Consider the following 26,143-nt stretch of genomic DNA (forward strand, 5'->3'; position numbering starts at 1 on the left):
ACCGCAGAGTCGGAATGGAGCATGCTGTTCATCTATTTTCGATGGCAACCAGACCGGGATTTTTCAGATGAATGTCAATCCGACCCTTGATAGCGGACTTCGTGTGGCGCTGGTGACGGGCTCCACCTCCGGCATCGGCGCAGCCATCGCCCGCAGGCTGAGCCACGCCGGCTATGCGGTGATCCTTCATTCGCGCAGCTCCGAGGCGGCAGGTCGGGCAATGGCGGCAGGAATGAAGCAGGCTGTCTACATCCAGGCCGATCTCGCGCTGGAGGCCGACAGGGTCCGGCTTGTCAGCGAGGCCATCGCTTCCTGGGGCCAGCTGGACGTGCTGGTCAACAACGCGGGCATCAGCAGAGTCATTCCGCATGGCGACCTTGCTTCGGCGACTTCCGCGGTCTGGCGGGAGCTCCATGAGGTCAATGTCCTGGCGCCCTTCCATCTCGTCGCATTGGCCGAGTCGGCCTTGCGCGAAGCCGCAAGGTCCCGCCGGGCGGGCAGCGTGGTCAACATCAGCTCGCATGCAGGCGTTCGTCCCAAGGGTGCATCCATTCCCTACGCGGCCAGCAAGGCTGCACTCAATCACGTGACGCGCCTGCTCGCGCTATCACTGGGGCCCGACATTCGCGTGAATGCCGTCGCGCCGGGCCTGGTCGATACGCCCTTGACTGCCGAATGGCATGGCGCACAGGCCTTGTGGCGCGAGCAGTCTCCGATGCGCCGCGCCGCAAGTCCGGACGACATCGCAGATGCAGTTGCCATGCTGGTTGCCTCGGATTACCTGACGGGCGAAGTGCTGCTGTCGGACGGCGGCTTGAATCTGACCTAGCGTGCTGCTCCGGGTGCCACGACTTCATCGGCGCCCATGAAAAAAGGCAGCGCCACGCGCTGCCTTTTTGTCTCGTTTCGCCCCGCAGAGCGAAGCCTGGCTTAGCCGCGGCCCGCGCGCTTGCGGTCGCTTTCCTTCAGGTGGCGCTTGCGCAGGCGCACCGACTTGGGCGTGATCTCGACCAGCTCGTCGTCCTCGATGAACTCCACGCCGTATTCCAGCGTCAGGTCGATCGGGGGCGTGATCTTGATCGCGTCTTCCTTGCCGCTGACACGGAAGTTGGTCAGCTGCTTGGTGCGGGTGGCGTTGACCACCAGGTCGTTGTCGCGGCTGTGGATGCCGACGATCATGCCTTCGTACACCGGGTCGTTGGCCTTGACGAACATGCGGCCGCGGTCGTCGAGCTTGCCCAGGGCGTAGGTGAAGATTTCACCGTCGTCCATCGAGATCAGCACGCCGTTCTTGCGGCCGCCGATGTCGCCCTTGTGCGGCTCGTAGCTGTCGAAGATGTTGCTGATCAGGCCGGAGCCGCGGGTCAGGTTCAGGAACTCGTTGGTGAAACCGATCAGGCCACGGGCCGGGATGCGGTATTCCAGGCGCACGCGGCCACGGCCGTCGGACTCCATGTTGACCAGCTCGCCCTTGCGCTCGCCCAGGGCCTGCATCACGCCGCCTTGATGGATTTCCTCGATGTCGGCCGTCACCAGCTCGATAGGCTCGTTGCGCTCGCCGTTGATGTCGCGGAACACCACGCGCGGCTTCGAAACAGCCATCTCGTAGCCTTCGCGGCGCATGTTTTCCAGCAGGATGGTCAGGTGCAGTTCGCCGCGGCCCATGACTTCGAAGATGCCTTCTTCGTCGGTCTCGTTCACGCGCAGGGCCACGTTGTGCTGCAGTTCCTTCTGCAGGCGGTCCCAGATCTGGCGGCTGGTGACGAACTTGCCTTCGCGGCCGGCCAGCGGGCTGGTGTTGACGCAGAAGTTCATGGTCAGGGTCGGCTCGTCGACCTTGAGCATGGGCAGCGGTGCCGGCTTGACCGGGTCGGTCACGGTGACGCCGATGTTCAGGTCGGCGATGCCGTTGATCAGCACGATCTCGCCGGGGCCGGCTTCGGTCGACTGCACGCGCTCCAGGCCCTGGAAGGTCAGCACCTGGTTGACCTTGCCCTTGATGGCCTTGCCGTCCGGGCCTTCCATCACGACGACTTCCTGCATCGGACGCAGGGTGCCCTGGCTGATGCGGCCGACGCCGATGCGGCCGACGAAGGTGGAGAAGTCCAGCGCGGAGATCTGCAGCTGCAGCGGCGCCGCCGGGTCGCCCTTTTGCGAGGGGACGTGCTTCAGGATGGTGTTGAACAGGGCCGACATGTCGGGGCCCCACTGCTCGCCGGGCTTGCCTTCGTCGAGCGAGGACCAGCCGTTGATGCCGGAGGCGTAGACCACCGGGAAGTCGAGCTGTTCGTCGGTCGCGCCGAGCTTGTCGAACAGGTCGAAGGCGGCGTTGACGACCTTGTCCGGGTTGGCGCCGGGCTTGTCGACCTTGTTCACCACCAGGATGGGGCGCAGGCCCAGGGCCAGGGCCTTCTTGGTCACGAAACGCGTCTGGGGCATGGGGCCCTCCTGCGCGTCGATCAGCAGCACCACGCCGTCGACCATGGACAGCGCGCGCTCGACCTCACCGCCGAAGTCCGCGTGGCCCGGGGTGTCGACGATGTTGATGTGGGTGCCTTCCCAGCTGACGGCGCAGTTCTTGGCCAGGATCGTGATGCCACGTTCCTTTTCGATGGCGTTGTTGTCCATCACCGTGTCCACGACTTTCTCGTGTTCGGCGAAGGTGCCCGACTGGCGCAGCAGTTGGTCGACCATGGTGGTTTTGCCGTGGTCGACGTGGGCGATGATGGCGATGTTGCGGATTTGCTTGCTCATAGGGTTTCCTCGATACCCGGGGCCTGCGGGGCGCCTTCGGGCGTGCTCTCTTTCTGCAAAATTTGCTGGATCTCGATGGGGCTCAGCAGGCGCGTGGGGATCAGCTCGCCGGCCTGGGTACGGGCAGCGCCCAGCAGTGCCTGGGGTTCGCTGCCGAACACGGCGACACGCTCCGAATCGGGCCAGGCGCCGCGGCGCCGCAATCCCGAGAGAAAACGTGCCGCATCTTCCGTGCCCAATATGACGCGCTCATGGTCGGCCAGCAGCGATTCGGCCGGCAGCAGGCGTTCGAGACGCGCCTCCGGCTCCATCGCCTCCAGCTCGGCCAGGCTCATGGCCTGCGCCACGCCGTAGTGGCCGGTGGCCGTGCGGCGCAGCATGACGAGGTGACCGCCGCAGCCCAGGGCTTCGCCGATGTCCTCGCCCAGGGTGCGGATGTAGGTGCCCTTGCTGCAGGCCACCTGCATGTGGATGGCCGGCTGGCCGTCCTCGGTCTGGCTGAAGGCCAGTTCGAGGGCGTGGATGGTCACCGCCCTCGCCTCGCGCTCGACTTCGATGCCGGCGCGTGCGTATTCGTAGAGTGCCTTGCCGTCGCGCTTGAGGGCGCTGTGCATGGGCGGAACCTGCCGGATGGGGCCGGTGAAGCGCTCGGCCACCGCGGCCAGTTGCCCGGCGGTGATGACCGGCACCTCGCGCGTCTGCAGCACCTCGCCTTCGGCATCGGCCGTGGCGGTGGTCACGCCGAGCTTCAACAAGGCCTCGTAGCGCTTGGGCGCATCGAGCTGGAGCTGGCTGAACTTGGTGGCCGCGCCGAAACACAGGGGCAGGACGCCGCTGGCGAGCGGATCGAGCGTGCCGGTATGGCCCGCTTTTTCCGCACGCAAAAGCCACTTGGCCTTCTGCAACGCGTCGTTGCTGGAAAAGCCCAGTGGTTTGTCGAGCAAAAGCACCCCGTGCACAGGGCGCCGTTGCACCCTGGTGCGCGGCGCGTTCATGCTCAGTCGTCCTTGGAGCGCGAGGCGACGGCCTGCGCGATCAGGGCATTCATGTCCGAGGCCCGCTCGGGCGTGCGGTCGAACTGGAAATGCAGCGTGGGCACGGTGTGGATGTGCAGGCGCTTGAACAGGCCGGCGCGCAGGAAACCCGCCGCCTGGTTCAGGCCTTCGAGCGCATCGTCCTTGTCGCCGGTCAGCACGCTGAAGAACACCTTGGCGTGCGCATAGTCGGGCGTGACCTCGACCGCCTGGATCGTGACCATGCCCACCCGCGGGTCCTTCAACTCGCGGGCGATCAGTTCCGCCAGATCGCGCTGGATCTGGTCGGCCACCCGGAAGCCGCGGTTGGGGACGGACGATTTCTTTTTCGGCATCTCGTGGATCGCTGATCGGGCGCCTTACAGCGTCCGGGCGATTTCCTTGATCTCGAAGAACTCGAGCTGGTCGAGCTCGCGGATGTCGTTGTAGTTGCGCAGCTTGATACCGCACTCGAAGCCTTCCTTGACTTCGCGCACATCGTCCTTGAGGCGACGCACGGACTCGACTTCACCCGTGTAGATGACCACGTTCTCGCGCAGCAGGCGGAACTTGCAGTTGCGCGTGACCTGGCCGGAGGTGACATAGGAACCCGCCACCGTGCCGATCTTCGAAGCCACGAACACCGTGCGGATCTCGGCCGTGCCGATGACCTCTTCGCGCTGCTCGGGAGCCAGCATGCCGGACATGGCGGCCTTCAGCTCGTCGACAGCGTCATAGATGATGTCGTAGTAGCGGATCTGCACGCCGTTGCTCTCGGCCGTCTTGCGCGCGCCGGCATCGGCACGCACGTTGAAGCCGATCACCACCGCCTTGGACGCGATGCCCAGGTTGATGTCGCTCTCGCTGATGCCGCCGACGCCGGCCATCACGATCTGCACCCGCACCTCTTCGGTGGAGAGCTTGAGCAGCGAGGCGGCCAGCGCTTCCTGCGAGCCCTGCACGTCGGCCTTGATGATGACGGGCAAGGTCTTGACCTCGCCTGCCGTCATGTCGGAGAACATGTTCTCCAGCTTGGCCGCCTGCATCTTCGCCAGCTTGGTGTTGCGGAACTTGCCGGCACGGTAAGTCGCGACTTCACGGGCACGGCGTTCGTCGGCCAGCACCATGAACTCGTCGCCGGCTTGCGGCACTTCGGTCAGGCCCTGGATTTCCACCGGGATGGACGGACCGGCGCTCTTGGTGACACGGCCGTTCTCGTCGACCATGGCACGCACGCGGCCGTATGTCTGGCCGGCCAGCACGATGTCGCCGGTCTTGAGCGTTCCGGACTGCACCAGGATGGTGGCGACCGGGCCGCGGCCCTTGTCGAGCTGGGCTTCGATCACCAGGCCCTTGGCGGCGGCATCGACCGGCGCCTTGAGTTCCAGCACTTCGGCCTGCAGCAGCACCTGTTCGAGCAGCTCGTCGATGCCCTGGCCGGTCTTGGCCGAGACGTTGACGAAAGGCGACTCGCCGCCGTATTCCTCGGGCACGACTTCCTCGACCACCAGCTCCTGCTTGACGCGCTCGGGGTTGGAGTCGGGCTTGTCGATCTTGTTGACCGCGACCACGATCGGCACACCGGCAGCTTTCGCATGCTTGATGGCTTCCTTGGTCTGCGGCATCACGCCGTCGTCCGCCGCCACCACCAGGATGACGATGTCGGTGGCCTGGGCGCCGCGGGCACGCATGGCCGTGAAGGCTTCGTGGCCGGGGGTGTCCAGGAAGGACACCATGCCGCGCTCGGTCTCGACGTGGTAGGCGCCGATGTGCTGGGTGATGCCGCCGGCTTCGCCCGCAGCGACCTTGGCGCGGCGGATGTAGTCCAGCAGCGAGGTCTTGCCGTGGTCGACGTGGCCCATGACGGTGACGACAGGGGCGCGGGGCAGCAGTTCGCCGGCATAGGCGACCACGTCCTCGTCAGTGAAGGCTTCCGGATCGTCCAGCGCCGCCACCACCGCCTTGTGGCCGAACTCTTCCACCACGATCATGGCGGTGTCCTGGTCCAGCGGCTGGTTCATGGTGACCATCTGGCCGAGCTTCATCAACTGCTTGATGACCTCTGCCGCCTTGACGGACATCTTGTGCGCCAGCTCGGCGACCGTGATGGTCTCCGGCACGTGCACTTCGATGACGCGGGCTTCGGTCGGCTGCTGCTGGGCGAAATCGTCGCGCTGGTCGCCGCGCTGGTCGCCACGGCGGCCACGCGGACCGCCACGCCAGCTGTTGCGGCCGACGCCGCCGGAGCTGTCGCCACGGGTCTTGATTTCTTTCTTCTTGGCCGGATCGCCCGCCCAGCTGGAGGACAGCTTGGCCGACTTGACTTCCTTGCCGGCACCGGCTGCGGCGCCAGGCGCGGCGGGCGCACCGGGACGTGCCGCGGCACCGCTGCCGACGGCAGGCTTGTGCAGCGTGCCCTTGACGGCCGGCTTGGCCGGCTCGGGCTTGACCGGCTCTTCCGGCTTCTTGGCGACCAGCACCTTCTTGGGCGCGGCCATCATCGAGCGGATCGCGGCGGCTTCGGCCTCGGCCTTGCGGCGGCGGGCATCGAGGTCGTTGGCGCGGGCCGACTCTTCGGCGGCACGGGCGCGCGACTCGGCCTCGGCCGCTTCACGCGCTTCGGTCTGGGCCTTCAGTCGGGCGGCGTTCTGCTCGGCCACTTCGCGGGTGGCTTCGGCGCGCTCGGCCTGGACCTGGGCGCGCTTGGCCTGTTCCTGAGCGAGGTAGGCGGCGGCACGGTCGGCGGCTTCGCGTTCGCGGCGCTCGCGGGCTTCGCGCTCACGGCGTTCATCGGCCAGCTCCTGCTCCTCGCGGCGCAGCTGGTCGGCCTGGTTCACGGCCTCGACCTCGCGGCGTTGCAGGTCCAGGTCGACGGCGCTGGGCGCGCTGTCCTGTTCGACTTCGACCGACTCCTGGGCATCCATGGCCTGGGACTCGCCGGACTCGCCCGCGCCATCGCCCTCGTCGCGCTTGATGAAGGTGCGCTTCTTGCGCACTTCCACCTGGATCGTGCGGGCACGTCCGGTGGCGTCGGCCTGCTTGATCTCGCTGGTCGACTTCTTGACCAGGGTGATCTTCTTGCGGTCGGCCGCGACGGTGCCGTGGCTGGCCTGCAGATAGCCCAGGAGCTTCTGCTTGTCACCCTCGGTCAGCACGTCGGATGAAGTGCCCTTGCTCACGCCCGCCGAGCGGAGCTGGTCGAGCAGGGTTTCAGTGGACTTCTTGAGTTCGCTGGCGAACTCGGCTACGGTTGTACTGGACATATTCTTTTCGGTCCTCCACGCGCCTCACTCTTGACCCGCGAACCAGTGTTCGCGTGCCTTGAGAATCAGGTTCTTGGCTTCATCGGCGGACTGGCCGGTGATATCAGTGAGTTCGTCGACACCCAGGTCGGCCAGGTCGTCGCGTGTATTCACGCCGGCCTCGGTCAACTTGGCAATCAGTTCCGGCGTGAGACCTTCGAGGTCGCGCAGGTCCTGCGATACACCGCCAGCGTCTTCCTCGCGGGCGATCTCCATGGTCAGCAGGGCATCCTTGGCACGTGAACGCAGTTCGTTGACCGTGTCCGCGTCGAAGCTTTCGATGTCGAGCATTTCCTGAATCGGCACATAGGCCACCTCTTCCAGGCTGGTGAAACCTTCCTGGATGAGGATGTCGGCGATTTCCTCGTCGACGTCGAGCTTTTCCATGAACAGCTGGCGGCCGGCCGAGGTTTCGTCGGCCTGCTTCTGGGCCGACTCGGCGGCGTCCATGATGTTGATCTTCCAGCCGGTCAGGTCGGACGCCAGGCGCACGTTCTGGCCGCCGCGGCCGATGGCGATGGCGAGGTTTTCCTCGTCGACCACCACGTCCATGGCGTGCTTCTCTTCGTCGACGACGATGGAGGACACATTGGCCGGGGCCAGGGCGCCGATCACGAACTGGGCCGGATCCTCGCTCCACAGCACGATGTCGACCCGCTCGCCGGCCAGCTCGTTGGTCACCGCGTTCACACGGGTGCCGCGCACGCCGACGCAGGTGCCGATCGGGTCCACGCGCTTGTCGTAGGAGATGACGGCGATCTTGGCGCGGCTGCCGGGGTCGCGGGCGCAGGACTTGATCTCCAGCAGGCCTTGTTCGATCTCGGGCACTTCGTTGCGGAAGAGCTCCATCATGAACTCGGGGGCCGAGCGCGACAGGATGATGGGCGCGCCACGCAGGTTCAGGTCGACCTCCATGATCATGGCCCGCACCCGGTCGCCGCTGCGCAAGTTTTCCTTGGGGATCATCTCGCCGCGGCGCAGACGGCCTTCGACACGGCCGGCCTCGACGATGATGTCGCCCTTGTCCATGCGCTTGACGGTGCCGGTGAAGATCTTCTCGCCGCGCGACATGAAGTCGTTGAGCAGCATCTCGCGCTCGGCGTCGCGGATCTTCTGCAGGATCACCTGCTTGGCGGCCATGGCGCCGATGCGGCCGATCGGCACGGATTCGACCGCTTCCTCGATGTGCTCGTCGAGCTCGATGTCGGGAATCTGCTCGCGGGCTTCGAACAGGAGGATTTCCTGCTCGGGCAGCTGCAGGCCGGCCTCGTCCGGCACGACGTGCCAGCGGCGGAAGGTCTCGTAGACGCCGGTGTCCCGGTCGATGGCGACGCGGATGTCCACCTCGCCGCTGTACAGCTTCTTGGTTGCCTGAGCCAATGCGGATTCGACCGCGCCGAAAACCACGTCACGTTCGACGTTCTTCTCGCGCGAGATCGCCTCGACCAGCATCAACAGTTCGCGATTCATGCAACAACTCTCCTGTCCTGTACTTTTGTCTCCGACAACGGCCGCCCTTCGAAAAGGATGGCCGCAGCGGCAGCTTCATCTTCAGGCGCCGGTTTCGGCGGCTGATGCCGTGCCGTCTTCGTCGCCGCGGGACCGACGGCCCTTGAAATCCACAATGGGGGCGAGGCGCGCCTCGCGCAACTCCTCGAGCTTGAAGGCCATGGCGTGCAGCGCGACGGCTTCCAGCCGCTTCTTGCTGACGCGGGCACCGGGCTTGGCCTCGGGCTCGTCGCTCCAGACGATCTGCCAGCGCGTTTCGCCGCCTTCGGCCGCGCGTTCGAGCCGGCCCCGAAATTTTTTGCGGTTTGCCGCCACCTGTCCAGCACCGGCGGCGCCGATCGGCACCCGCAGCACCAGATCGATGATCTCGCCTTCGAAACGCTCGTAATCGCGCTCATGGCGCAGCGGGCGATCAATACCGGGCGAGGAAACCTCGAGCCGCTGGTATTCGGCGCCATCCACTTCCAGGGCGAACTGCAACTGGCGGGTGACTTTTTCGCAGTCTTCGACCGTCACGAACTGCTCGGGCAATCCGGTGTCTTCCACTTTCCCCTGCCAGGGCAGATCGATCGTGATGCGCAGCAGCCCACCCGCGGAGCGCTCGATCTCCACGAGGTCATAACCCAGACCGGTAACGGTCGTCTCGACGATCTGCTGCAGTGCCACGTGCTGGAAAGCCCGCCAATAAAAAGTGAATGAAAAATCTGCCGACCCTGCATCGGCCCATCGAAAAACGATCGGCCAATAAAAAACGGGCGGTGGTATCCGCCCGTTTGGGAGTCAGCCTGCAATTCTACTCCGCCGACAGGTTTTGCGCAATGCGCTGACCGGGGCCACTCTCGATAATCCGCGCCAGAAGCGCCTGGGTGTCGGCGATTTCCGCACTTTCGGGCGCCAGGCTGCCCAGCAGGCGCTCCAGCAGGGCCGGCTGCGGCAGGATCGGCCCCAGGAAGAGCACCTTGCCTCCGCGGGCGATGAGCACCGTTGGGAAGGTTTCGACATCCAGGTCGCCGGCCACCTCGGACTCGTCCTCGACGTCGAGCCAGCGGAACTGGCCTTCGCCGTGGCGCCGCGCCACTTCGGCGAACGCGGTGCGCCAGTCGCGGCAGACGCCGCACCACTGCGCACACAGACTCACCACCAGCAGATCCTGCATCGTCACCCCCGGCGGACCTGGCCGCCAAAGCCTGGAATCCTAGCGCAGCCGGCCCGCCTCAGGAAGCCGCGGCGGCCACCAGCCGCCGGGTGTAGGGATGGCTGGGCGCGCCGAGCACCTGGGCGACCGGGCCGGATTCCACCACCTGGCCGTCCTTCATCGCGATCACTTCGTGCGCCATGGCGCGCACCACGTCCATGTCGTGGGTGATCAGCAGATAGGCCAGGCCGTGTTCGCGCTGCAGGCGCTGCAGCAGGTCCAGCACCTGTTTCTGGATGGTGACGTCGAGCGCGCTGGTCGGCTCGTCGAGCACCAGCACCTGCGGGCGCACCACCAGGGCACGGGCGATGGCCAGGCGCTGGCGCTGACCGCCGGAGAAGGCGTGCGGATAACGCTCCAGCAGCCCGGGGAACTGCGCTTCGGACAGGCCGACGTCGTCCAGCGCCGCCCTCACCTGCCGCTCACGCGCCGCGGCATCGAGTTCCGGTGCGTGGACACGCAGGCCCTCGCCGACGATCTCGCCGACCGTCATGCGCGGTGAGAGCGATGAAAACGGATCCTGGAACACCACCTGGACCACCCGGCGCAAGGGCCGGTCCGCCGCCAGGCCGCCGTTCCAGGCCCGGCCATCGATGCGCAGCTCGCCCTCGTGCGGCTGCAGGCCGAGCACGGCCAGCGCCAGGCTGGACTTGCCGGAGCCCGACTCCCCCACCACACCCAGCGTTCGCCCCGCCTGCAAGCGCAAACCCACGTCCTGCACCGCCACGAAACTGTTCTTGCGGAACCAGCCCGCGATGCCCGGCCGCGCCACCGGATAACGCACGCCGAGATGCTCCGCCTCGATCAGCGCCCTGGCATCCGGCGACACCGGCGATTCGTCCACCGCCCGGCGCGGCACGCTGTCGAGCAGCTTGCGGGTGTAAGGGTGCTGCGGGTTGGCGAACACTTCGGCCACCGGCCCCTGCTCCACGATGTGGCCGCGCTCCATGACCGCCACCCGGTCGGCGAAGCGCTTGACCATCAGCAGGTCGTGCGTGATCAGCAGCACCGCCATGCCGTGGCTGCGCTGCAGGTCCGACAGCAGGTCGAGGATCTGGCCGCGCAGCGTCACGTCCAGCGCGGTGGTCGGCTCGTCGGCCAGCAGCAGCCGGGGCTGGTTGGCCAGGGCCATGGCGATCATGGCGCGCTGGCGCTGGCCGCCGGAGAGCTGGTGCGGATAACTGCGGGCGCGCCTTGCCGGCTCGGGGATGCCGGTGTCGGCCAGCAGCTTCACCGCCTGCTCCCAGGCCTGGCTGCCGGACATGGCGCGCTTGAGCTGCAGCACCTCGGCGATCTGCGCGCCCACGGTGAAGAGCGGGTTCAGCGCCGTCATCGGCTCCTGGAAGATCATCGCCACCTCGTCGCCGCGGATGGCGCGCAGTTCGCGCTCCGGCAGCGTCAGCAGGTTGCGGGCGGCACCGCCCTCGCGCGGTTGCAGCATGGCGCTGCCGCTGGCGGCCGCATCGGGCACCAGGCGCAGCAGGCTCATGGCGCTGATGGTCTTGCCGGAGCCGGATTCGCCGACCAGGGCCAGCTTCTCGCCGGCCTCCACCTGGAAATCGATGCCGTGCACCACCTCGGTATCGCCGAAGGCAATGCGCAGGCCGCGCACATCGAGCAAGGGAGTGCTGGCTGGGTTCATGTCTTGCGGGGGTCGAGTGCGTCGCGCAGTGCGTCGCCGGTGAAGGTCAGCAGCAGCAGGGTCACGGTCAGCACCGCGAAGGTGGACAGCGAGATCCACCAGGCATCGATATTGGCCTTGCCCTGGCTGAGCAGTTCGCCCAGCGATGGTGTACCGGCCGGCACACCCAGGCCCAGGAAGTCCAGCGAGGTCAGCGCCAGGATGGCCGCGCTCATGCGAAACGGCAGGAAGGTGACCACCGGCGTCAGGCTGTTGGGCAGGATGTGGCGCCAGACGATCTGGCCGTGCGACAGGCCCATGGCCCGTGCGGAGCGCACATAGTCGAGTTGCCTGTTGCGCAGGAACTCGGCCCGCACATAGTCCGACAGGCCCATCCAGCCGAAGAGCGACAGCAGCACCAGCAGCAGCGCCACGCTGGGCGAGAAGACGGCGCTGAAGATGGTCAGCAGGTAGAGCTCCGGCATCGATCCCCAGATCTCGATGAAACGCTGGAAGGCCAGGTCGGTCCTGCCGCCGAAGTAGCCCTGCAGCGCGCCGGTGGCGATGCCCAGCAGCACGCCGATCGCCGTCAGCGCCACCCCGAAGAGCACGCTGAGCCGGAAGCCGTAGATCAGCTGGGCCAGCAGGTCGCGGCCGCGGTCGTCGGTGCCCAGGAAGTTCTCGCTCGACGGCGCGGCCGGATTGGGCTGGCTGGCGAAGTAGTTCAGCGTGCGCGGACCGTAGCGGTTGGGCGCGAAGACGGCCCAGTTGGCGCCGGCGGTGATGCGGTCGCGGATGAAGGGGTCGAGGTAGTCGGCCGGCGTCTCGAAATCGCCACCGAAGGTCTTCTCGGAATAGTCGCGCAGCACCGGGAAATAGGTCTGGCCCTGGTAGCGCACCACCAGCGGTTTGTCGGTGGACAGCAGGTCGGCGAACAGGCTGCCCAGCACCATCGCCACGAAGAGCAGCATGCTCCAGAAGCCCAGCCGGTTGCGCCGGAAACGCCGCCAGGCGCGCTGTCCCGGCGAGGCGATGGCGGCGGGCTTTTGCGGTAGGTCTGCCATGTCAGTCGAAACGCACGCGCGGGTCCACCCACACGTAGCAGAGGTCGCCCACCAGCTTGGTCAGCAGACCGATCAGGGTGAACAGGTAGAGCGTGCCCAGCACCACCGGATAGTCGCGGCGGATCACGCTCTCGTAGCTCAAGAGGCCGAGGCCGTCGAGCGAGAACAGGGTCTCGATCAGCAGCGAGCCGGTGAAGAAGGCGCCGATGAAGGCCGCCGGGAAGCCGGTGACGATGGGGATCAGCGCATTGCGCATCACATGGCGCCACAGCACCTGCCGCTCCGACAGGCCCTTGGCCCGCGCCACCAGCACGTACTGCTTGCGGATCTCTTCGAGAAAGGCGTTCTTGGTGAGCATGGCCGTCACCGCGAAGCTGCCGAAGACCATGGCCGTCACCGGCAGCACGATGTGCCAGAGATAGTCCACGATGCGCGCCGGCCAGGACAGGGCCTCCCAGTTGGCCGAGGTCAGCCCGCGCAGCGGAAACCACTGCAGCTGCCCGCCGAAGACCACCAGCAGCGCCACGCCCAGCACGAAGCCCGGAATCGCATAGCCGACCAGCACGATCAGGGTGGTGACGAAGTCGAAGCGTGTGCCGGCCCGCACCGCCTTGCTCACGCCCAGCGGCACGGCGATCAGGTAGCTCAGGAAGAAGGTCCACAGGCCCAGGCTGGCCGACACCGGCAGCTTCTCCAGCACCAGCTGCCAGACATCCTTGCGCTGGTAGAAGCTCTGCCCCAGGTCGAAGCGGGCGAAGGATTTCATCATCAGCCAGAAGCGCTCCACCGGCGGCTTGTCGAAGCCGTAGAGCACCTTGATCTCCTCGATGCGTTTGGCGTCCAGCCCCTGCCGGCCGCGATAGCCCGCGCCGCTGCTGGCGGCCCGCTCGCCGCCGGAGTCGCGGCCCTGCAGCTGCGACACCATCTGCTCCACCGGCCCGCCCGGCACGAACTGCACCACGGCGAAGGTCAGCAGCAGCACGCCGAACAGCGTGGGCACCATCAGCAGCAGGCGTTTGAGGATGTAGACGAGCATGGTGGCGGCGGCTTCAGCGGTTCTCGGGCGAAGCCCACCAGGTGGACATGGCCCAGCTGTCGGCCTGGTAGTAGGGCGGGATCGTCGGCGGCAGCACGAAACGGTGCTGGCGGTAGCCGATCAGGAAGGCATCGCTGTAGTACTGCGGGATCGAGTAGTAGCCGTTGGACAGCACCCGGTCCAGCGCACGCATCGCCGTGGCCAGCTCCGCGCGTGTCGTGGCCTTGACCACCCGGCCGAGCAGCGCATCCACCGCCGCATCCTTGATGCCCCAGATGTTGGCCGAACCGTTGGTGTCCGCCGACTTCGAGCCGAAGTACTCGAACAGCTCGCCGCCCGGCGCGGTGCTGCCGGGGATGCGGATCGAGGACATCTCGAACTCGAAGTTGTCCATGCGCTGCTGGTAGAGCGAGGAATCGACGTTGCGGATCTCCAGCGTCACGCCCAGCTTCAGCAACGCCGCCTGCAGCGGCGCCACCACCCGGCTGAGCGAAGGCTGGTTGTTGAGCAGCTCGATGTTCATCGGCTCGCCCCTGGCGTTGCGCAGCGCGCCGTCGCGGTAGGTCCAGCCGGCCTGGGCCAGCAGGTCGCGCGCCTTCCTCAGGTTGTCGCGCAGGCTAGAAGGCGGTGCGGTGCTGGGCGAAACCGGTGCCGGGCCGAACACCGCCGGCGAGAGTTTGGCCCGCAGCGGCTCCAGCAGGGCCAGCTCGTCCGCGCCCGGCAGGTCGTGGGCGTGGAAGTCGCTGTTGGGAAAGTAGCCGTCCACCCGCTTGTAGATGCCGAAGAAGAGCTGGCGGTTGAGCCATTCGAAATCGAAGGCCAGGCCCAGCGCCTGGCGCACCCGCGCGTCCTGGAACTTGGGGTTGCGCACATTGAAGACATAGCCCTGGAAGTCCCCCGGGTTGTGCGACTCGAAGGCGCGTTTCTTCAACTCGCCGCGATCGAAGACCTTGCCCTTGTATTGCCGCGCCCAGTTGCGCGAGGTGAACTCGCGCATGAAGTCGAACTCGCCGGCCTTCAGGCCTTCGAACTTGGCCGTGTCGTCCAGATAGAGCTTGAAGCTGATGCGGTCGAAGTTGTAGTGGCCCTTGCGCACCGGCAGGTTCACCGCCCAGTACTTCGGATCGCGCTGGTAGCCGATGTCCCGGCCCAGGCGCGCGCTCATCGGCCGGTAGGGGCCGGAGGCGATCGGCAGGTCGGTGGTGATCTGGTCGAAGGGCTTGCCGCCGCCCCACTTGCGGCTGAAGACCGGCATGCCGCCCACCACCAGCGGCAGCTCGGCATTGGGGCTGGCGAAGTCGAAGCGCAGCAGGCCCGGCCCAAGCACGGCCACGCCCTTGACCTCGGCATAGATGGTGCGGAACTGCGGCGCGGCCAGCGGACCGGTGAGGGTGTCGAAGGAGAACTTCACATCCTCGGCCTGCACCGTGCTGCCGTCGTTGAACCGCGCGGCCGGGTTCAGGCGGAAGGTGGCCGAGAGCTTGTCCGGCGCCACCTCCACATCCTCGGCCAGCAGTCCGTAGGCGGTGGTCGGCTCCTCGGCATTGCCGGCCAGCAGGCTCTCGAACATCAGCGATGCGATGCCCGGCGGCGCGGTGCCCTTGAGCGTGAAGGGATTGAACTTGTCGAAGTTGGTGGGCGTGGTGCCCGGCACCAGCCGGAACTCGCCGCCCTTGGGCGCATCCGGATTCACATAGTCGAAATGCGTGAAACCCGGCGGGTACTTCACATCGCCGAACTGCGCGTAGGCATGCGCGGCCCAGGCCGGAACGGCCGCGACCAGCACTCCCCAAACCACCGCCAAAGGCATCCAAACCCGCATGCGACAATTCTGCGGGATTTTTCAAGCGTTTTCGGAGATTAGAAAAATGGGTTTTCTCGCTGGCAAGAAGCTGCTGATCACGGGCGTGCTGAGCAACCGTTCCATCGCCTACGGCATCGCCAAGGCCTGCCATGAACAAGGCGCCGAGCTGGCCTTCAGCTATGTCGGCGAGCGTTTCAAGGGCCGCATCACCGAGTTCGCGGCCGACTTCGGCTCCAAGCTGATCTTCGACTGCGACGTGGGCGACGACACGCAGATCGAGAAGCTCTTCACCGACCTCTCCGCCACCTGGCCGAAGTTCGACGGCTTCGTGCACAGCATCGGCTACGCGCCGCGCGAGGCGATTGCCGGCGACTTCCTCGAAGGCCTCTCGCGCGAGGGCTTCAAGATCGCCCACGACATCAGCGCCTACAGCTTCCCCGCCATGGCCAAGGCCGCCCTACCCTATCTCAACGAGAAGGCCGCGCTGCTCACCCTGACCTACCTGGGCTCGGTGCGCACCGTCCCCAACTACAACACCATGGGCCTGGCCAAGGCATCGCTGGAAGCCTCGGTGCGTTATCTGGCCGAATCGCTCGGCCCCAAGGGCATGCGGGTCAACGGCATCAGCGCCGGCCCGATCAAGACCCTGGCCGCCAGCGGCATCAAGGGCTTCGGCAAGATCCTGTCGGTGGTGGCCGAGACCGCGCCGATCCGCCGCAACGTCACCATCGAGGACGTGGGCAATGTGGCCGCCTTCCTGCTGAGCGACCTGGCCGCGGGCGTGAGCGCCGAGATCACCTATGTGGACGGCGGCTTCAGCAATACCGTCGGCGGCATGGCCGAACCGGCGGCCTGAGCAGCTTGCGCACAGGTTTTCCCATCGTGCCGTCCTCGCCGCCGATGCGGCGCCGCGCCTGGCTGGCCCTGGGCCTGGGCCTGCTGGCCGCCTGGCCCGCCGTTGCCGGCAACCCGCCGCCGCTGATGCTGGCCAATGTCTACCGGCCCGGCATGGGCCTGGCCGACTACTGGGTCAGCGAGAAGCTCGACGGCAACCGCGGCTACTGGGACGGAAAAAAGCTCTGGACCCGCGGCGGCGAGGAAGTCTTCGCCCCCGCCTGGTTCATCGCCGGCTGGCCCACCGTGCCCATGGACGGCGAACTCTGGGCCGGCCGCGGCCAGTTCCAGAAAGCCGTCTCCATCACCCGCCAGCAGGCAGCCGGCGACGAGGCCTGGCGCGGCATGCGTTTCATGGTCTTCGACCTGCCGGCCGAGCCCGGCATCTTCACCGAGCGGCTGGCGGTGCTCAACGGCCTGCTGTCCAAGCTGGACTCACCCTGGGCGCGGCCGGTGGCGCAATCGCGTGTCGCCACCCATGCGGCGCTGATGGAGATGCTGCAGACCGTCGTGGAAAGCGGCGGCGAAGGCCTGGTGCTGCACCGGGGCAGCTCGGTCTACGCCGCCGGCCGCAGCGACGACCTGGTCAAGGTCAAACCCTTCGAAGACGCCGATGCGAAGGTGGTCGGCTATGCGCCCGGCCGCGGCAAGTACGCCGGCCTGACCGGCACACTGCTGGTGGAGACACGCGAAGGGCAGCGCCTGCGCATCGGCTCCGGCCTCAACGATGCCCTGCGGCGGCAGCCGCCGGTGATCGGGCACTGGATCAGCTATCGGTTCCGCGGCCACACCGACGCCGGCCTGCCGCGCTTCGCCACCTTTGTGCGCGAACGGCCCGACCTGGACTAGGCGAGCGCCGCCGTCCTGCAGGCCGGCTCACTGCCTGGAAGCCCAGACATCGTTTTCATCCTCGTGGATGTCGAACCAGACGCCGTAGCGGGTGCGTGTCTCATCACCCGCGGCGTTCAAGGTGCGGACCACACGCCCCATGCCGTCGTAGAACATCGAGTCGTGAGGGGCGTGCTGCCTGAACGCCGCGTCATCGACGTAAGCCCGCGTGTTGACGAAATACGGCCGGTACACCCTGACCGGCAAAGCCTTCCAGCTGTATTCCACCCGGCCGGAGACCAGCCAGCGCTCCTGGCTCTCGGCTTCGGGCAAGCGGCCGTCCTCGACCATGAACGCCCCCTGCTCGTCGACCTGATAACAGGGCCCCGGCTCCACCCGCTGCTTGCTTTGCAAATCGCGGCCGAAACCATCGCATCTCAGCAGCGTGCAGCGAATCTGCCGTTTGGGGTCGTCCGGATAACGGTCATGCAGCAAGGTGACGCTGTGAACCGGCGCCCTGCGCACCGCCGCCAACGCCTGCTTCAGGCCCTGTTGCTCGCCGTCGGTGAATCGGCTCAGTCGCTGCTCCGTCCAGTGCAGGCTCCGCACGTGCGCTTCGCTATCCAGCAGGCCCAGAGACTTCAGCGTCTTCAGCAGTTCCTCTGAATTCTTCAAGCCGTGCTGCCTTAAAAAATCTGCGGACATCCGCCCCATCCAGCTCCACGGCTCATGGAAATAAGCAGCAGCCATCCGTCCAATCGCCTGGGCCGGGCGGTCGATGGCGTCATCGCATGAATCAGGCGAAGTGACATGGCTTTGCACCGGATCGAAACCGACGGAGCGCCCCTCCTCCGTGCCATGAAAGGAAGACACCCGAGGCCGCCCCAAGGCATCGAGGGAAATCTCCTGGATATTTCCATTGGGGTCCACCAGCCGCCAGGGCCGCAGCACGCGGTAATCGTGTTCAGCCCGCTGAGCCTGGCCCAAGGCATCGGTGACCTCGACCGCGAACAGCCTGGCCTGGTCGTAGTCGATCCGCGTCTCACCCCAAGAATCCACCTGCTTGCAGAGGCGATAAAACCCATTCAGCGGCAGGTAGTGGCTGCGCGGGCCGGGCCGCCAATACAGCCCGTCTTCCAGCAGATACCGCCCTTGCTCCATAAGGGCTGAGGCCTCCTCCCCCGAAATGAAATCCCGGCAATATTCCGACAAGGCCTCGGGTGTGATTTCCGCCTCGTGGCAATGGCTGAGCAGCCCCTCGGCAGTGGCTTGCCCCGACGCAAGCGCGACGCCGTCCTTGGAATAAAAATACCGAAGCCAGCTGCCCAACTCTCCGAAGCCGTCCTTCCAGGGGCCATCGGCACCGGCCAGCACTTCGAAGCTCAACAGGCCCGAGAAAGCACGTGCCTGCGGCCAATCGCGTGCATATTTTTTCTGCTCGCAAGGCAAGCCCAGCCGCAGCGCATCCGCCTCCTGATCCAGGTGGATCCATTTTTCTTCCGTTCGATGGATCCACAGCACATGTTGCTGGGAGTCGTTGTATTCCGCCGGCGAGGAAGGACCGGCGCGGCGGGGGTAATGGATGTTTGCGGTGCACACGGCAAAGCCATAACGATCCGATTCCAGCACCACTTGATGGGTGCACATGGGATCGGCAGGGTTTCGCTCGTAGACCCAATGGATCTCTTCCAGGGGCAAGGGCAGCACCACCGGACTTTCGCCCGAATGGATCACCCGGACTTGATAACGGTATTCACTGACGCGATAAGGAAATTCGGACAGCGAGCCTGCATCGAGACTGTACGATTCCTGGCGCCGTATTCTTGCGCGCAGCGACCGCCTGGCATGTTTCCACAGGACAGGAGATTGATCAGCATCCAGCAAACGATCACGCTCATCGACCATCCGAAGCGGGCCCAATTCCCACATCCTCGCATCGCTACGATTGAATCCCAGCCGGCTTTCATCAAAATCCGCGCCGACGCGGTACCAGGTGCGGGTTTCGAGGGTGGCAATGAATGGGTCCGCCTCGTCTTCGAGCGGCTGGCTGGAGGATTCGTTATCCCGATGAATTACCAGTCCGAAACCACGGTATTCCCGCTCCTGCAAGTCGTGGAATCCCTTGCGGTACCGGAAACATTGAGTCAAAGTTTGCCGATTCACCTCATCGAACGTCAGTTGCCGGGAAACGACCTGCACGGGAAAAGGGAGAAAACAGGCCCCGGCCCCCTCGCGCTTTTCATCCAGCCATTCCTGGGCGGAACTTCGATAATCAAGCTGAGCGCTCATGCCCAGGTTATTGCTCATGCGCGTCAGCAGATAAGGCTTGCCGTTCCGGCTGAACCGGCATGCCCAATGCCGTACCTGCATATGCGGGCAGGTGAAAATCATGGTCGCACAACCCATGCCGAACAGGTCCGCGAATTGAACGCGGCAGAAACGGTCATAACGCATTTCATCGGGAAACCGCACTTCGACGGGATCGTCGAATCCATTGCCACACCGATTCCTGAAAATCAACAAGCGGTCGCTTTCGACATACAGCAAGTCATTGGCGCCGGTGCCGTCGAGATCGGCCAGATGAACCCGCTGCGGATCGAAGCTGACGGCGTCGAATGGCAAAACAGCCAGCGTCATCGGCGAACCGAAGCGTCCGCGGCCCAGATTGGGCCAACATTCCAGCCTGTCGGCACGGACCCGAACCAGATGAGACTGCCCGCTGCCCAATACATCGGAAAACGCCACCAGTTCCGTTCGTGCCGCATCGAACAAGGGCAAGGCATCGGGGCCGTGAGCCACATCCACCGGTGCCGCAAAACCCGCTTCGCGACGGTTGGCATAAATCCGCACGCTGTGCGGACCTATCAGCGCCAGATCAGGAAACCCATTGCTGCTGATATCCACCAGCTGGGCTGCCATCGCCAGGAATTCCGTGGGAAATGCGGAGAACGGCGTGAATTGCTGCCATGTCCCATCCGAGCCCAGTGAAAAGAAGCCTGCATGGCCGGGCAAGCTGATCACCCAGTCCAGATGCCCGGTGCCGGTGACATCCACCAAGGCGCGATGCCCACGTTCAGCAAGGCCACCGGATGGCAGTTCGGGGAGGGGCTGCCATGGACCATAAGCGACAGCATCCGGATCGGTCGAACTCTCGTGCCTGCAAGGGGCTCGGTAAAGATAACTGCTCCCATCGCGATACAAGACGCCCGGCAATCCCTCGCCACCCACATCCACCAGCTGAAACGGTGCAGCGCTGTCGATGCCCTGCAGCGCGGCATAAGGTTCAAAGCGGACGTCGGTCAAATCGAAGCCGGAAAACTCAAGATCGATAGGCGGCGTAAAAATGGGTACATCTTCCTGAGATGCCGAAGCCGGGTCAGGTCCATAAGCGACCAGGCTCGCGCCTCGCAGCTGGCTCAGATAAGGACTTTCGTCATATTCCAGTATCAACTGCCTGACCAGCACCGGCAAAGGCCCGAGTTCATCCGGAAAACAGTGGAACATCAAGACGCCGCGGCAAAGACGATGAGTGCGCACCTCAAAACCCGCCGCGAAGTCGGAAAAAGAGTCCTGCCGGACCGGCCAGATTCCCGACTCCTCGTACGCTGGCTTGTCACCGGGCCGCGGCTGGTGTTCGCCGTAGTCGAAGATCAATTCCATATGCCAAAGCGCGGCCTCAAGTGCACTGTTGTCACCCGCAAGCAAATACAGGTCTTTGGACGCACTTTGATTGCAATAAAGCACACGCTTCAAATAGCGCTGCGTTGCATGGTCTCTGGACTTTTCCACGGGTGACGCCAGACTCACGCCCTGGCTATTTTCTGATTTGTATTGATAGAAAACATGTTCACCCGTGACGGAAACACTTTCGGCCAACAGCCAACTCAAGACCTTTCCCTGGACATCGACGGCTTCGATCGTGCCGGTGTGCCGGGATGCAAGTCCATTTCCAAACAGTTGAACAGAGGCATCAGGGCCGAACCACAGCCAAAAGCTATTCGAGAGCGCGCCCTCCTCCAGCCAATGCTCCAGGCGACCGAACGAACTTTCAGTGCCTGGACGATAAGCGACCACCGAATAAGACCTGGCATTTAAAGTGCGACGCCGTTTGACGATAATATCGCCATCACGCACCGGGACCAGGATATCGCCGCCCGGCCCCAGGAATTCGTCCGAATCGTCATAAGCAGGAACGCCTTTGCTCACCCGCCGACGGATGGCAGGCAAACTCAGCTCGAAACCGACGCCGAAAGGCCCGTTGCCAGCACTGCTGGAATAGTCAAGACTTAAAGCCGGTGCAAAACCGCGCCCTTCACTGAGCGGCAAGGGAATGTTGAGGCCCGCCACCCCGCTTTGTCCGCCTCCTGTCAAGGATTCTCCCATCCCCTTGATGGCGCCGCCCCCTTTGGGAAAACTCAATTCAGGCACCGTGACCGTCTCATTAGCCATGATCCAAGCGTCCCAGAAAATATGACGATCGAAAAAACCTCACAAGGCCTTGACGAGTGCCTGGACCTTGTTCGAAAAATCGGCCCCGCCCTGCTTCGCCGTGTAGTGCACACGCACGATCACGTCCGTCAAACTTTCCAGAATTCGCTGCTGATCCTGCGATTGGGGATTGGGAAATTCAAGTTGCCAGCTCGACACCGCGCCCGTGCCTTCAAACGGCAGATAACGCTCATCATTGAAATTCAGGACGAACATCCCGGAGTCGTCCATGCCGGTCGACAGCGCGATCTGCTGGCTTGCGCGTATCTGCCGCTTGACGTGGTCACCGGGGTCGGCTCCAGCTTTCAAGGGATTCAGCAGGTACGCAACACCGGCTTGATCGGCCTTGGTCAACAAATGGCTGTCCGTTTGCGTCAGGACCGCCCGCACATCCTGGTAAGGCGCCACCACCGCCGGCAATGAAACCGTGACGGCGGCAATCTGCCGAAGATAATGCCCCGGATAGTCGCGGTCATACAATAACTCGGCAAAGGAAAAATCTACTTTCCCGGTACTCCTGAGTTGTGCCAGCGCTTTATCCCAAGGCGATTGCTTCCTGGCATCTCCGGCAATGGGCGCGGTGCCCAATAGATTTTTCACCGAAATCGTCTTGACGATCTCCAGCCGCCGCTCCCGTCCCATGACATAGGCATGATCCATGCGCAACAGCGAAAACTTCAGGTGCTCTCCCGCCAGGAGCCCCTTGTAGCGGTCCTCCCAAGCGCCGCCCTGAATGAAGCGGCTGGTGAAGTCTCCCATTTCCACCTGCCATGCCGCCTCGGTCGCCAGGCATACGGACACGACGGCATCATGCGCCTGGTAGTAGAGGGCTGATATCCGGCTCAGCAACCATTGGTACAGGCTGGCCCCGCTGAAACGGGTGGACAGGAAATCGAGAGTTTCCTGCATCTGCTGCTTCTGCCGATGTAGCGACGACAGTTGCGTGCGATTGGCCAGCACCTGTTTTTCCTGCTGCTCGATTTGTTTGGCCAGCTGGTCGAGATCCCAGTCCGCCTGCCGGATCTGCAAACCCCATTCCTGGCGCCGTCGACGGTAAGTCTCTATCGTTTCCACTCGCAGGGCGTTCATGTTGTTGATATCGCCGGCAATCTGCAGCGCACCGCCGAGCGCACGTACCGGCGCACCGAAATCGCCACCGCCGTTGGCCAGGCCAAACGTATTGGGCAATGCGCTCAGAATGCCGGCGGCAATATAGGAAATCGACGAAGTGACATTCCAGATGCCTGCCTCCAGACGCAAATCGAGCGCCTCCATCTCGGAACTGGAAATATACTCATCGTAGAGTCGATGGTAATGGTGGCGCCTATCCTCGATGGCGCGCCTGCTGATTTTCATCCCTTCCAGGCTTATTTCGGCCATCGTGATGTGCTGCTGCTCAAGATCCAGGGTGAATTGAAAAATCTCCTGCTGCTGCCGTATCGTCAGTTCTTCACGGTGCGCCAGATCTTTACGTTCCAGGATATTCTGCAGCTGGCTGCCGTACTGGGTAAGCACGTCCACGGCCTGATGCGCCTTCGACAGCATCACCTGAAAACGATAAGGCGGAATCGCCGCCATCGCCAAAGCGACGCTCGCACCCGGGCCTGCATTTCCACCGCGCCCCTGCTCCAGCAGAACCTCCCGGGGGTCCATGGGAGTGGCGAAAGGTGATAATGACAAGGGTTTGCCATCGATGGTGAAACCGTGGCGCAGATTGTATAAATCGCCGTCGAGCCCGTCCCAATATTCCTGCAACTGCGTATTCAGCGCCTTGCGAAACAAGCCGTCGGGCGCGCTTCCCAGCAACGCATCGTTCCCCATCGGCAGGACCTTCAAGCCTTCACCGAAACGCGCCTCCAATGCGCCCAATTCCTTCAGCAGCGTGTCGGATGCCCCTTTAAGGTCAGGCGATGGCCAGTTCGAAGTAAAGTTGACGTCCGGCCTTGGGCCCAACAGATCCAGCGCCGCGACATACCACAGCTTTGCCGAGGAAAGGCCATCACGGGTCAATTCACGATATGCTGCGTTACCGCGGTCTCGCATATTCTTGATGTAAGCCAGAAAAACCGCTTTCCGGTAATGGATCGGTTTGGCCATTGCGATCGCGTCCGGATCGGCTGGGTTTTGATAGGGTGAAGTCTCCTTCGCGCCCCCTTCGCTAAGCGCTTGCGCCAAGGGACGAACGAACCAATAACGTTCGCTGCGGTTGTCACGGCGCATATCCGCCGCAGAGTCATATGGATTGAAAATATAGTGCAGCCACGATGCTGCCTCTTCGAAGCGCAACTCCTGATTCATGCGCCATGCCACCATGAATGCCAAGTGAAAAAACAGTTCCCAAAAATAAAGCCCGTTGGCGCCGTAAAAATCCATCACGCCGCTCGCAGCAGCGACTGGCGGTTCCGGAATTAGCGGCTCTGGCAGTCGTTGCGTTTCCCAGTTCAACAAGTAATCGATTGACACATGCGCCCTGGCGATGAGCTCCTTTCCAAAAAGCGTATTCAACCGAATCGACCTATAGGAAAAGCCGTGAACCGATTTTAGTGTATCGACATCGAGGTATTGCGCATCCGTTGAAGCCAAATACTTTATTAGAAACGGGAGCAGCCGATTCGAAGAATCGAACACAAGCTGGAAGCGTAGCGCACCCAAACCGCTTTCCCGAGAGAATCCCACAATAAACTCATATGCCAGTTGATTCTGCAGATTGGGCGCGAACTCATAGGATGCTTTTTGCGCGCCGTTAGGCGCCATCTTCGCTACAGCCAACGGAGCACCATTGGGGGCCGTCCAAATTCCAAAATCATGGTGCGGCAAAGAAAGTTTTTTTCCCCCAATCAGCGTAACGTCTGGCATTCCATCACGCCCACGGATTCGTACTTTATTAAGCCGCACGGCAATTTTTATATCAAGCATTTCCGTGAAAGGCATGTCGAATCTGACATCGAGCGACGATCTTCCTTGGAGAAATTCCACGGTCTCATCGATCGGCGATGTCAGAGGCGCGGTAGTGTGCCAATCGACATCACGGTCACCCGCAGATATTTTCAATGCCATACGCGTTTCGCTGGAAACAAGCAACGCCTGCTTGTCGTATTTTTCCACCCGAACCGTGCCAATAACACTTATATTTTTCTCGCTGACGGTTGATCGCAGTTCAAAAACGAGATCGAAACCCACGACGCCTGCTTGCGTCAGCGCAATCACTCCGATGTCGATTGGATTTTGCGGTGCATAACTGCCAATTGCGCCAAAACGGACTTTATTAGCAAGCTCATCATAGCTCGCTGTTAGTTTAATAGAACTCAGCGCCGGTCCGCTCCAGTTTGCCGATGGCGCACCGAGGCTGCGTAGCTCTTTAACAAAATATCGACTTCCGGCATATGGATGCTGGACTGCGCTTTTATCCTCGAATGCCTTGATCAATGTTTTGACATACGTCTCTTGGCTTGCAACAGATTGTGGGGTCAAGAATAGATTACACACCGACAGAACGTACCGGCTGTTTTCCCTGGATGCCTGGTTGAATGCAAGCAAAACGAGGCGCGCGTTATTTTCAGTTCCAGCAACCGCTGCATCAACAGTCGCTATGAGGCGGTCGATGCTGATATTTTCGGCGGCGGTTTTTGCCTCAATTTCACGCAGCAAGTGCGGACTTCCCCAATTGTCGTCAAATTTTTTTGGAGCGATATAAATTTGCGTAGTATGTAATTGCGGACCATGCGGCTCCTCTGCTTTGACCGGTTTTTTCCTCACATCCACCCACGCCATGTACAGGCGGTTGTTCATGAACACCGGTCGCACGGTATCTTCAAGCGTGAATTCCGAAAGCGGCAGCTTGATCTTTTTCCATTCACTCCAGGCTGTGGGATATGGAACATTAGCCTTGTTCCGATTGCGCAGGTCAAACGAACGCCAGTAGTATTGATACGGCTTTGCGCGCGTTCGTCCGACAAAAAAACATAGATCCCGATCCTGGCTGAGGCCTGCCTGGTAGCCCGAAACCCATTCGAGATTGGCTATCTCCTCGAAGCTGTTTAAATATGCCAAAACCGCCGCCTGAGCCGAATCCTGATTGATCTTCCCCTGGTTCAGCGTCGTTTCCAATTCCTGGAAGACAAAAGTCTTGCCGAGGCGAAAAGGCGGTTCGATATAGATTTCCGGGAAATCACGCAACTGCTGGTTGGCGGACCAGCGTGCGTAACTGGCACGGTCACGCTCCCATTCCTCGCCATCCTGCACGGCGCTTCCATAGCCAGGCTCAATGTGACGCCGTATTCCATTGATGTATTGTTGAAGGCTCGATATGGCTTCCGCTACGCGTGTGGTCCTGACCTGATGCCCAACCTGGTTGTCGAGCCAAAGATACTGGTAGAGGTCATTCTCGGTGGTAACTACACCTTTGATGGCTGGAATGGTCGTGACGACTTTTTCTAAATAGTAGGCCACCAACGCGTTTCTTCTTTCAGTCGCAAGTTCGGCCAGTATGTTTGGATTATTCATCACATCGCTCCACGTGTTAAGAAACGCCTGGTTATTCGGTGTCCGAGGTGCCATCGTTCATATTTGCCATTAAAGCTTTGGCAAACAATTCGATGGCGTCGTCCGTGTGGGGAATCAGCCGCACGTTGAAAT

16 protein-coding genes are annotated in these 26,143 nt (G+C 63.2%); 3 read left to right on the plus strand and 13 right to left on the minus strand.

What is annotated here, in order from left to right:
• Window positions 1–67 precede the first annotated feature (67 nt).
• The gene (locus GT347_RS01665) at window positions 68–829 is read left to right on the plus strand and encodes an SDR family NAD(P)-dependent oxidoreductase (protein WP_160550328.1); all 762 of its coding nucleotides are present in this window, start codon (window positions 68–70) and stop codon (window positions 827–829) included.
• 101 nt (window positions 830–930) lie between these two features.
• On the opposite strand, the gene typA is transcribed toward GT347_RS01665, so the two are convergent.
• The 11 genes from typA to GT347_RS01720 form a co-directional block, all read right to left on the minus strand.
• A complete protein-coding gene (typA, locus tag GT347_RS01670; RefSeq protein ID WP_160550329.1) occupies window positions 931–2,754 on the minus strand; it encodes a translational GTPase TypA in 1,824 nt (607 codons plus the stop codon).
• Window positions 2,751–3,749 (minus strand): tRNA pseudouridine(55) synthase TruB, encoded by a 999-nt coding sequence (gene truB, locus GT347_RS01675; protein WP_160550330.1) that lies wholly within the window; start codon window positions 3,747–3,749, stop codon window positions 2,751–2,753. Before truB ends, typA begins: the two co-directional genes overlap by 4 nt.
• Window positions 3,750–3,751: 2 nt before the next feature.
• Entirely contained in the window at window positions 3,752–4,123 is a 372-nt protein-coding gene (gene rbfA / locus GT347_RS01680; protein WP_160550331.1) for a 30S ribosome-binding factor RbfA, read from the minus strand.
• A gap of 24 nt (window positions 4,124–4,147) precedes the next feature.
• The gene (gene infB, locus GT347_RS01685; RefSeq protein ID WP_160550332.1) at window positions 4,148–7,030 is read right to left on the minus strand and encodes a translation initiation factor IF-2; all 2,883 of its coding nucleotides are present in this window, start codon (window positions 7,028–7,030) and stop codon (window positions 4,148–4,150) included.
• A 24-nt stretch (window positions 7,031–7,054) separates the two neighbouring features.
• Window positions 7,055–8,539 (minus strand): transcription termination factor NusA, encoded by a 1,485-nt coding sequence (gene nusA, locus GT347_RS01690; RefSeq protein ID WP_160550333.1) that lies wholly within the window; start codon window positions 8,537–8,539, stop codon window positions 7,055–7,057.
• Between the two features lie 81 nt (window positions 8,540–8,620).
• A complete protein-coding gene (gene rimP / locus GT347_RS01695) occupies window positions 8,621–9,244 on the minus strand; it encodes a ribosome maturation factor RimP (protein WP_160550334.1) in 624 nt (207 codons plus the stop codon).
• Between the two features lie 127 nt (window positions 9,245–9,371).
• Window positions 9,372–9,734: a thioredoxin family protein gene (locus GT347_RS01700; RefSeq protein WP_160550335.1), complete on the minus strand. Its 363-nt coding sequence runs from the start codon at window positions 9,732–9,734 to the stop codon at window positions 9,372–9,374.
• Window positions 9,735–9,792: 58 nt separating this feature from the next.
• Complete coding sequence (locus GT347_RS01705) at window positions 9,793–11,415, minus strand: ABC transporter ATP-binding protein (RefSeq protein ID WP_160550336.1); 1,623 nt, start codon at window positions 11,413–11,415, stop codon at window positions 9,793–9,795.
• Complete coding sequence (locus GT347_RS01710; protein WP_160550337.1) at window positions 11,412–12,458, minus strand: ABC transporter permease; 1,047 nt, start codon at window positions 12,456–12,458, stop codon at window positions 11,412–11,414. Before GT347_RS01710 ends, GT347_RS01705 begins: the two co-directional genes overlap by 4 nt.
• A gap of 1 nt (window position 12,459) precedes the next feature.
• A complete protein-coding gene (locus tag GT347_RS01715) occupies window positions 12,460–13,494 on the minus strand; it encodes a microcin C ABC transporter permease YejB (protein WP_160550338.1) in 1,035 nt (344 codons plus the stop codon).
• 13 nt (window positions 13,495–13,507) lie between these two features.
• Window positions 13,508–15,280: an extracellular solute-binding protein gene (locus GT347_RS01720; protein ID WP_229722603.1), complete on the minus strand. Its 1,773-nt coding sequence runs from the start codon at window positions 15,278–15,280 to the stop codon at window positions 13,508–13,510.
• Between the two features lie 82 nt (window positions 15,281–15,362).
• Between GT347_RS01720 and fabI the strand changes: the two genes are divergently transcribed.
• Both fabI and GT347_RS01730 read left to right on the plus strand, forming a co-directional pair.
• Entirely contained in the window at window positions 15,363–16,154 is a 792-nt protein-coding gene (gene fabI / locus GT347_RS01725; RefSeq protein ID WP_160550340.1) for an enoyl-ACP reductase FabI, read from the plus strand.
• 44 nt (window positions 16,155–16,198) lie between these two features.
• Window positions 16,199–17,041, plus strand: a complete 843-nt coding sequence (locus tag GT347_RS01730) for a DNA ligase (protein ID WP_160555175.1) — start codon at window positions 16,199–16,201, stop codon at window positions 17,039–17,041.
• 27 nt (window positions 17,042–17,068) lie between these two features.
• Here the strand turns inward: GT347_RS01730 and GT347_RS01735 are convergent, their stop codons facing one another.
• The gene (locus GT347_RS01735) at window positions 17,069–21,469 is read right to left on the minus strand and encodes a SpvB/TcaC N-terminal domain-containing protein (RefSeq protein WP_160550341.1); all 4,401 of its coding nucleotides are present in this window, start codon (window positions 21,467–21,469) and stop codon (window positions 17,069–17,071) included.
• A gap of 39 nt (window positions 21,470–21,508) precedes the next feature.
• A complete protein-coding gene (locus tag GT347_RS01740) occupies window positions 21,509–26,011 on the minus strand; it encodes a Tc toxin subunit A-related protein (protein ID WP_160550342.1) in 4,503 nt (1,500 codons plus the stop codon).
• Window positions 26,012–26,143 lie beyond the last annotated feature (132 nt).

The organism is Xylophilus rhododendri (genome assembly GCF_009906855.1).
Taxonomy (GTDB): domain Bacteria; phylum Pseudomonadota; class Gammaproteobacteria; order Burkholderiales; family Burkholderiaceae_C; genus Xylophilus; species Xylophilus rhododendri.

Excerpts from the sequence above, each read along its gene's own strand:
- nusA (WP_160550333.1), bottom strand. The coding sequence starts at position 8,539 with ATGAATCGCGAACTGTTGATGCTGGTCGAGGCGATCTCGCGCGAGAAG.
- GT347_RS01735 (WP_160550341.1), bottom strand. The coding sequence starts at position 21,469 with ATGGCTAATGAGACGGTCACGGTGCCTGAATTGAGTTTTCCCAAAGGG.
- truB (WP_160550330.1), bottom strand. The coding sequence starts at position 3,749 with ATGAACGCGCCGCGCACCAGGGTGCAACGGCGCCCTGTGCACGGGGTG.
- infB (WP_160550332.1), bottom strand. The coding sequence starts at position 7,030 with ATGTCCAGTACAACCGTAGCCGAGTTCGCCAGCGAACTCAAGAAGTCC.
- typA (WP_160550329.1), bottom strand. The coding sequence starts at position 2,754 with ATGAGCAAGCAAATCCGCAACATCGCCATCATCGCCCACGTCGACCAC.
- rbfA (WP_160550331.1), bottom strand. The coding sequence starts at position 4,123 with ATGCCGAAAAAGAAATCGTCCGTCCCCAACCGCGGCTTCCGGGTGGCC.
- GT347_RS01665 (WP_160550328.1), top strand. The coding sequence starts at position 68 with ATGAATGTCAATCCGACCCTTGATAGCGGACTTCGTGTGGCGCTGGTG.
- GT347_RS01740 (WP_160550342.1), bottom strand. The coding sequence starts at position 26,011 with ATGAATAATCCAAACATACTGGCCGAACTTGCGACTGAAAGAAGAAAC.
- GT347_RS01700 (WP_160550335.1), bottom strand. The coding sequence starts at position 9,734 with ATGCAGGATCTGCTGGTGGTGAGTCTGTGTGCGCAGTGGTGCGGCGTC.
- GT347_RS01705 (WP_160550336.1), bottom strand. The coding sequence starts at position 11,415 with ATGAACCCAGCCAGCACTCCCTTGCTCGATGTGCGCGGCCTGCGCATT.
- GT347_RS01715 (WP_160550338.1), bottom strand. The coding sequence starts at position 13,494 with ATGCTCGTCTACATCCTCAAACGCCTGCTGCTGATGGTGCCCACGCTG.
- GT347_RS01710 (WP_160550337.1), bottom strand. The coding sequence starts at position 12,458 with ATGGCAGACCTACCGCAAAAGCCCGCCGCCATCGCCTCGCCGGGACAG.
- GT347_RS01730 (WP_160555175.1), top strand. The coding sequence starts at position 16,199 with ATGCGGCGCCGCGCCTGGCTGGCCCTGGGCCTGGGCCTGCTGGCCGCC.
- fabI (WP_160550340.1), top strand. The coding sequence starts at position 15,363 with ATGGGTTTTCTCGCTGGCAAGAAGCTGCTGATCACGGGCGTGCTGAGC.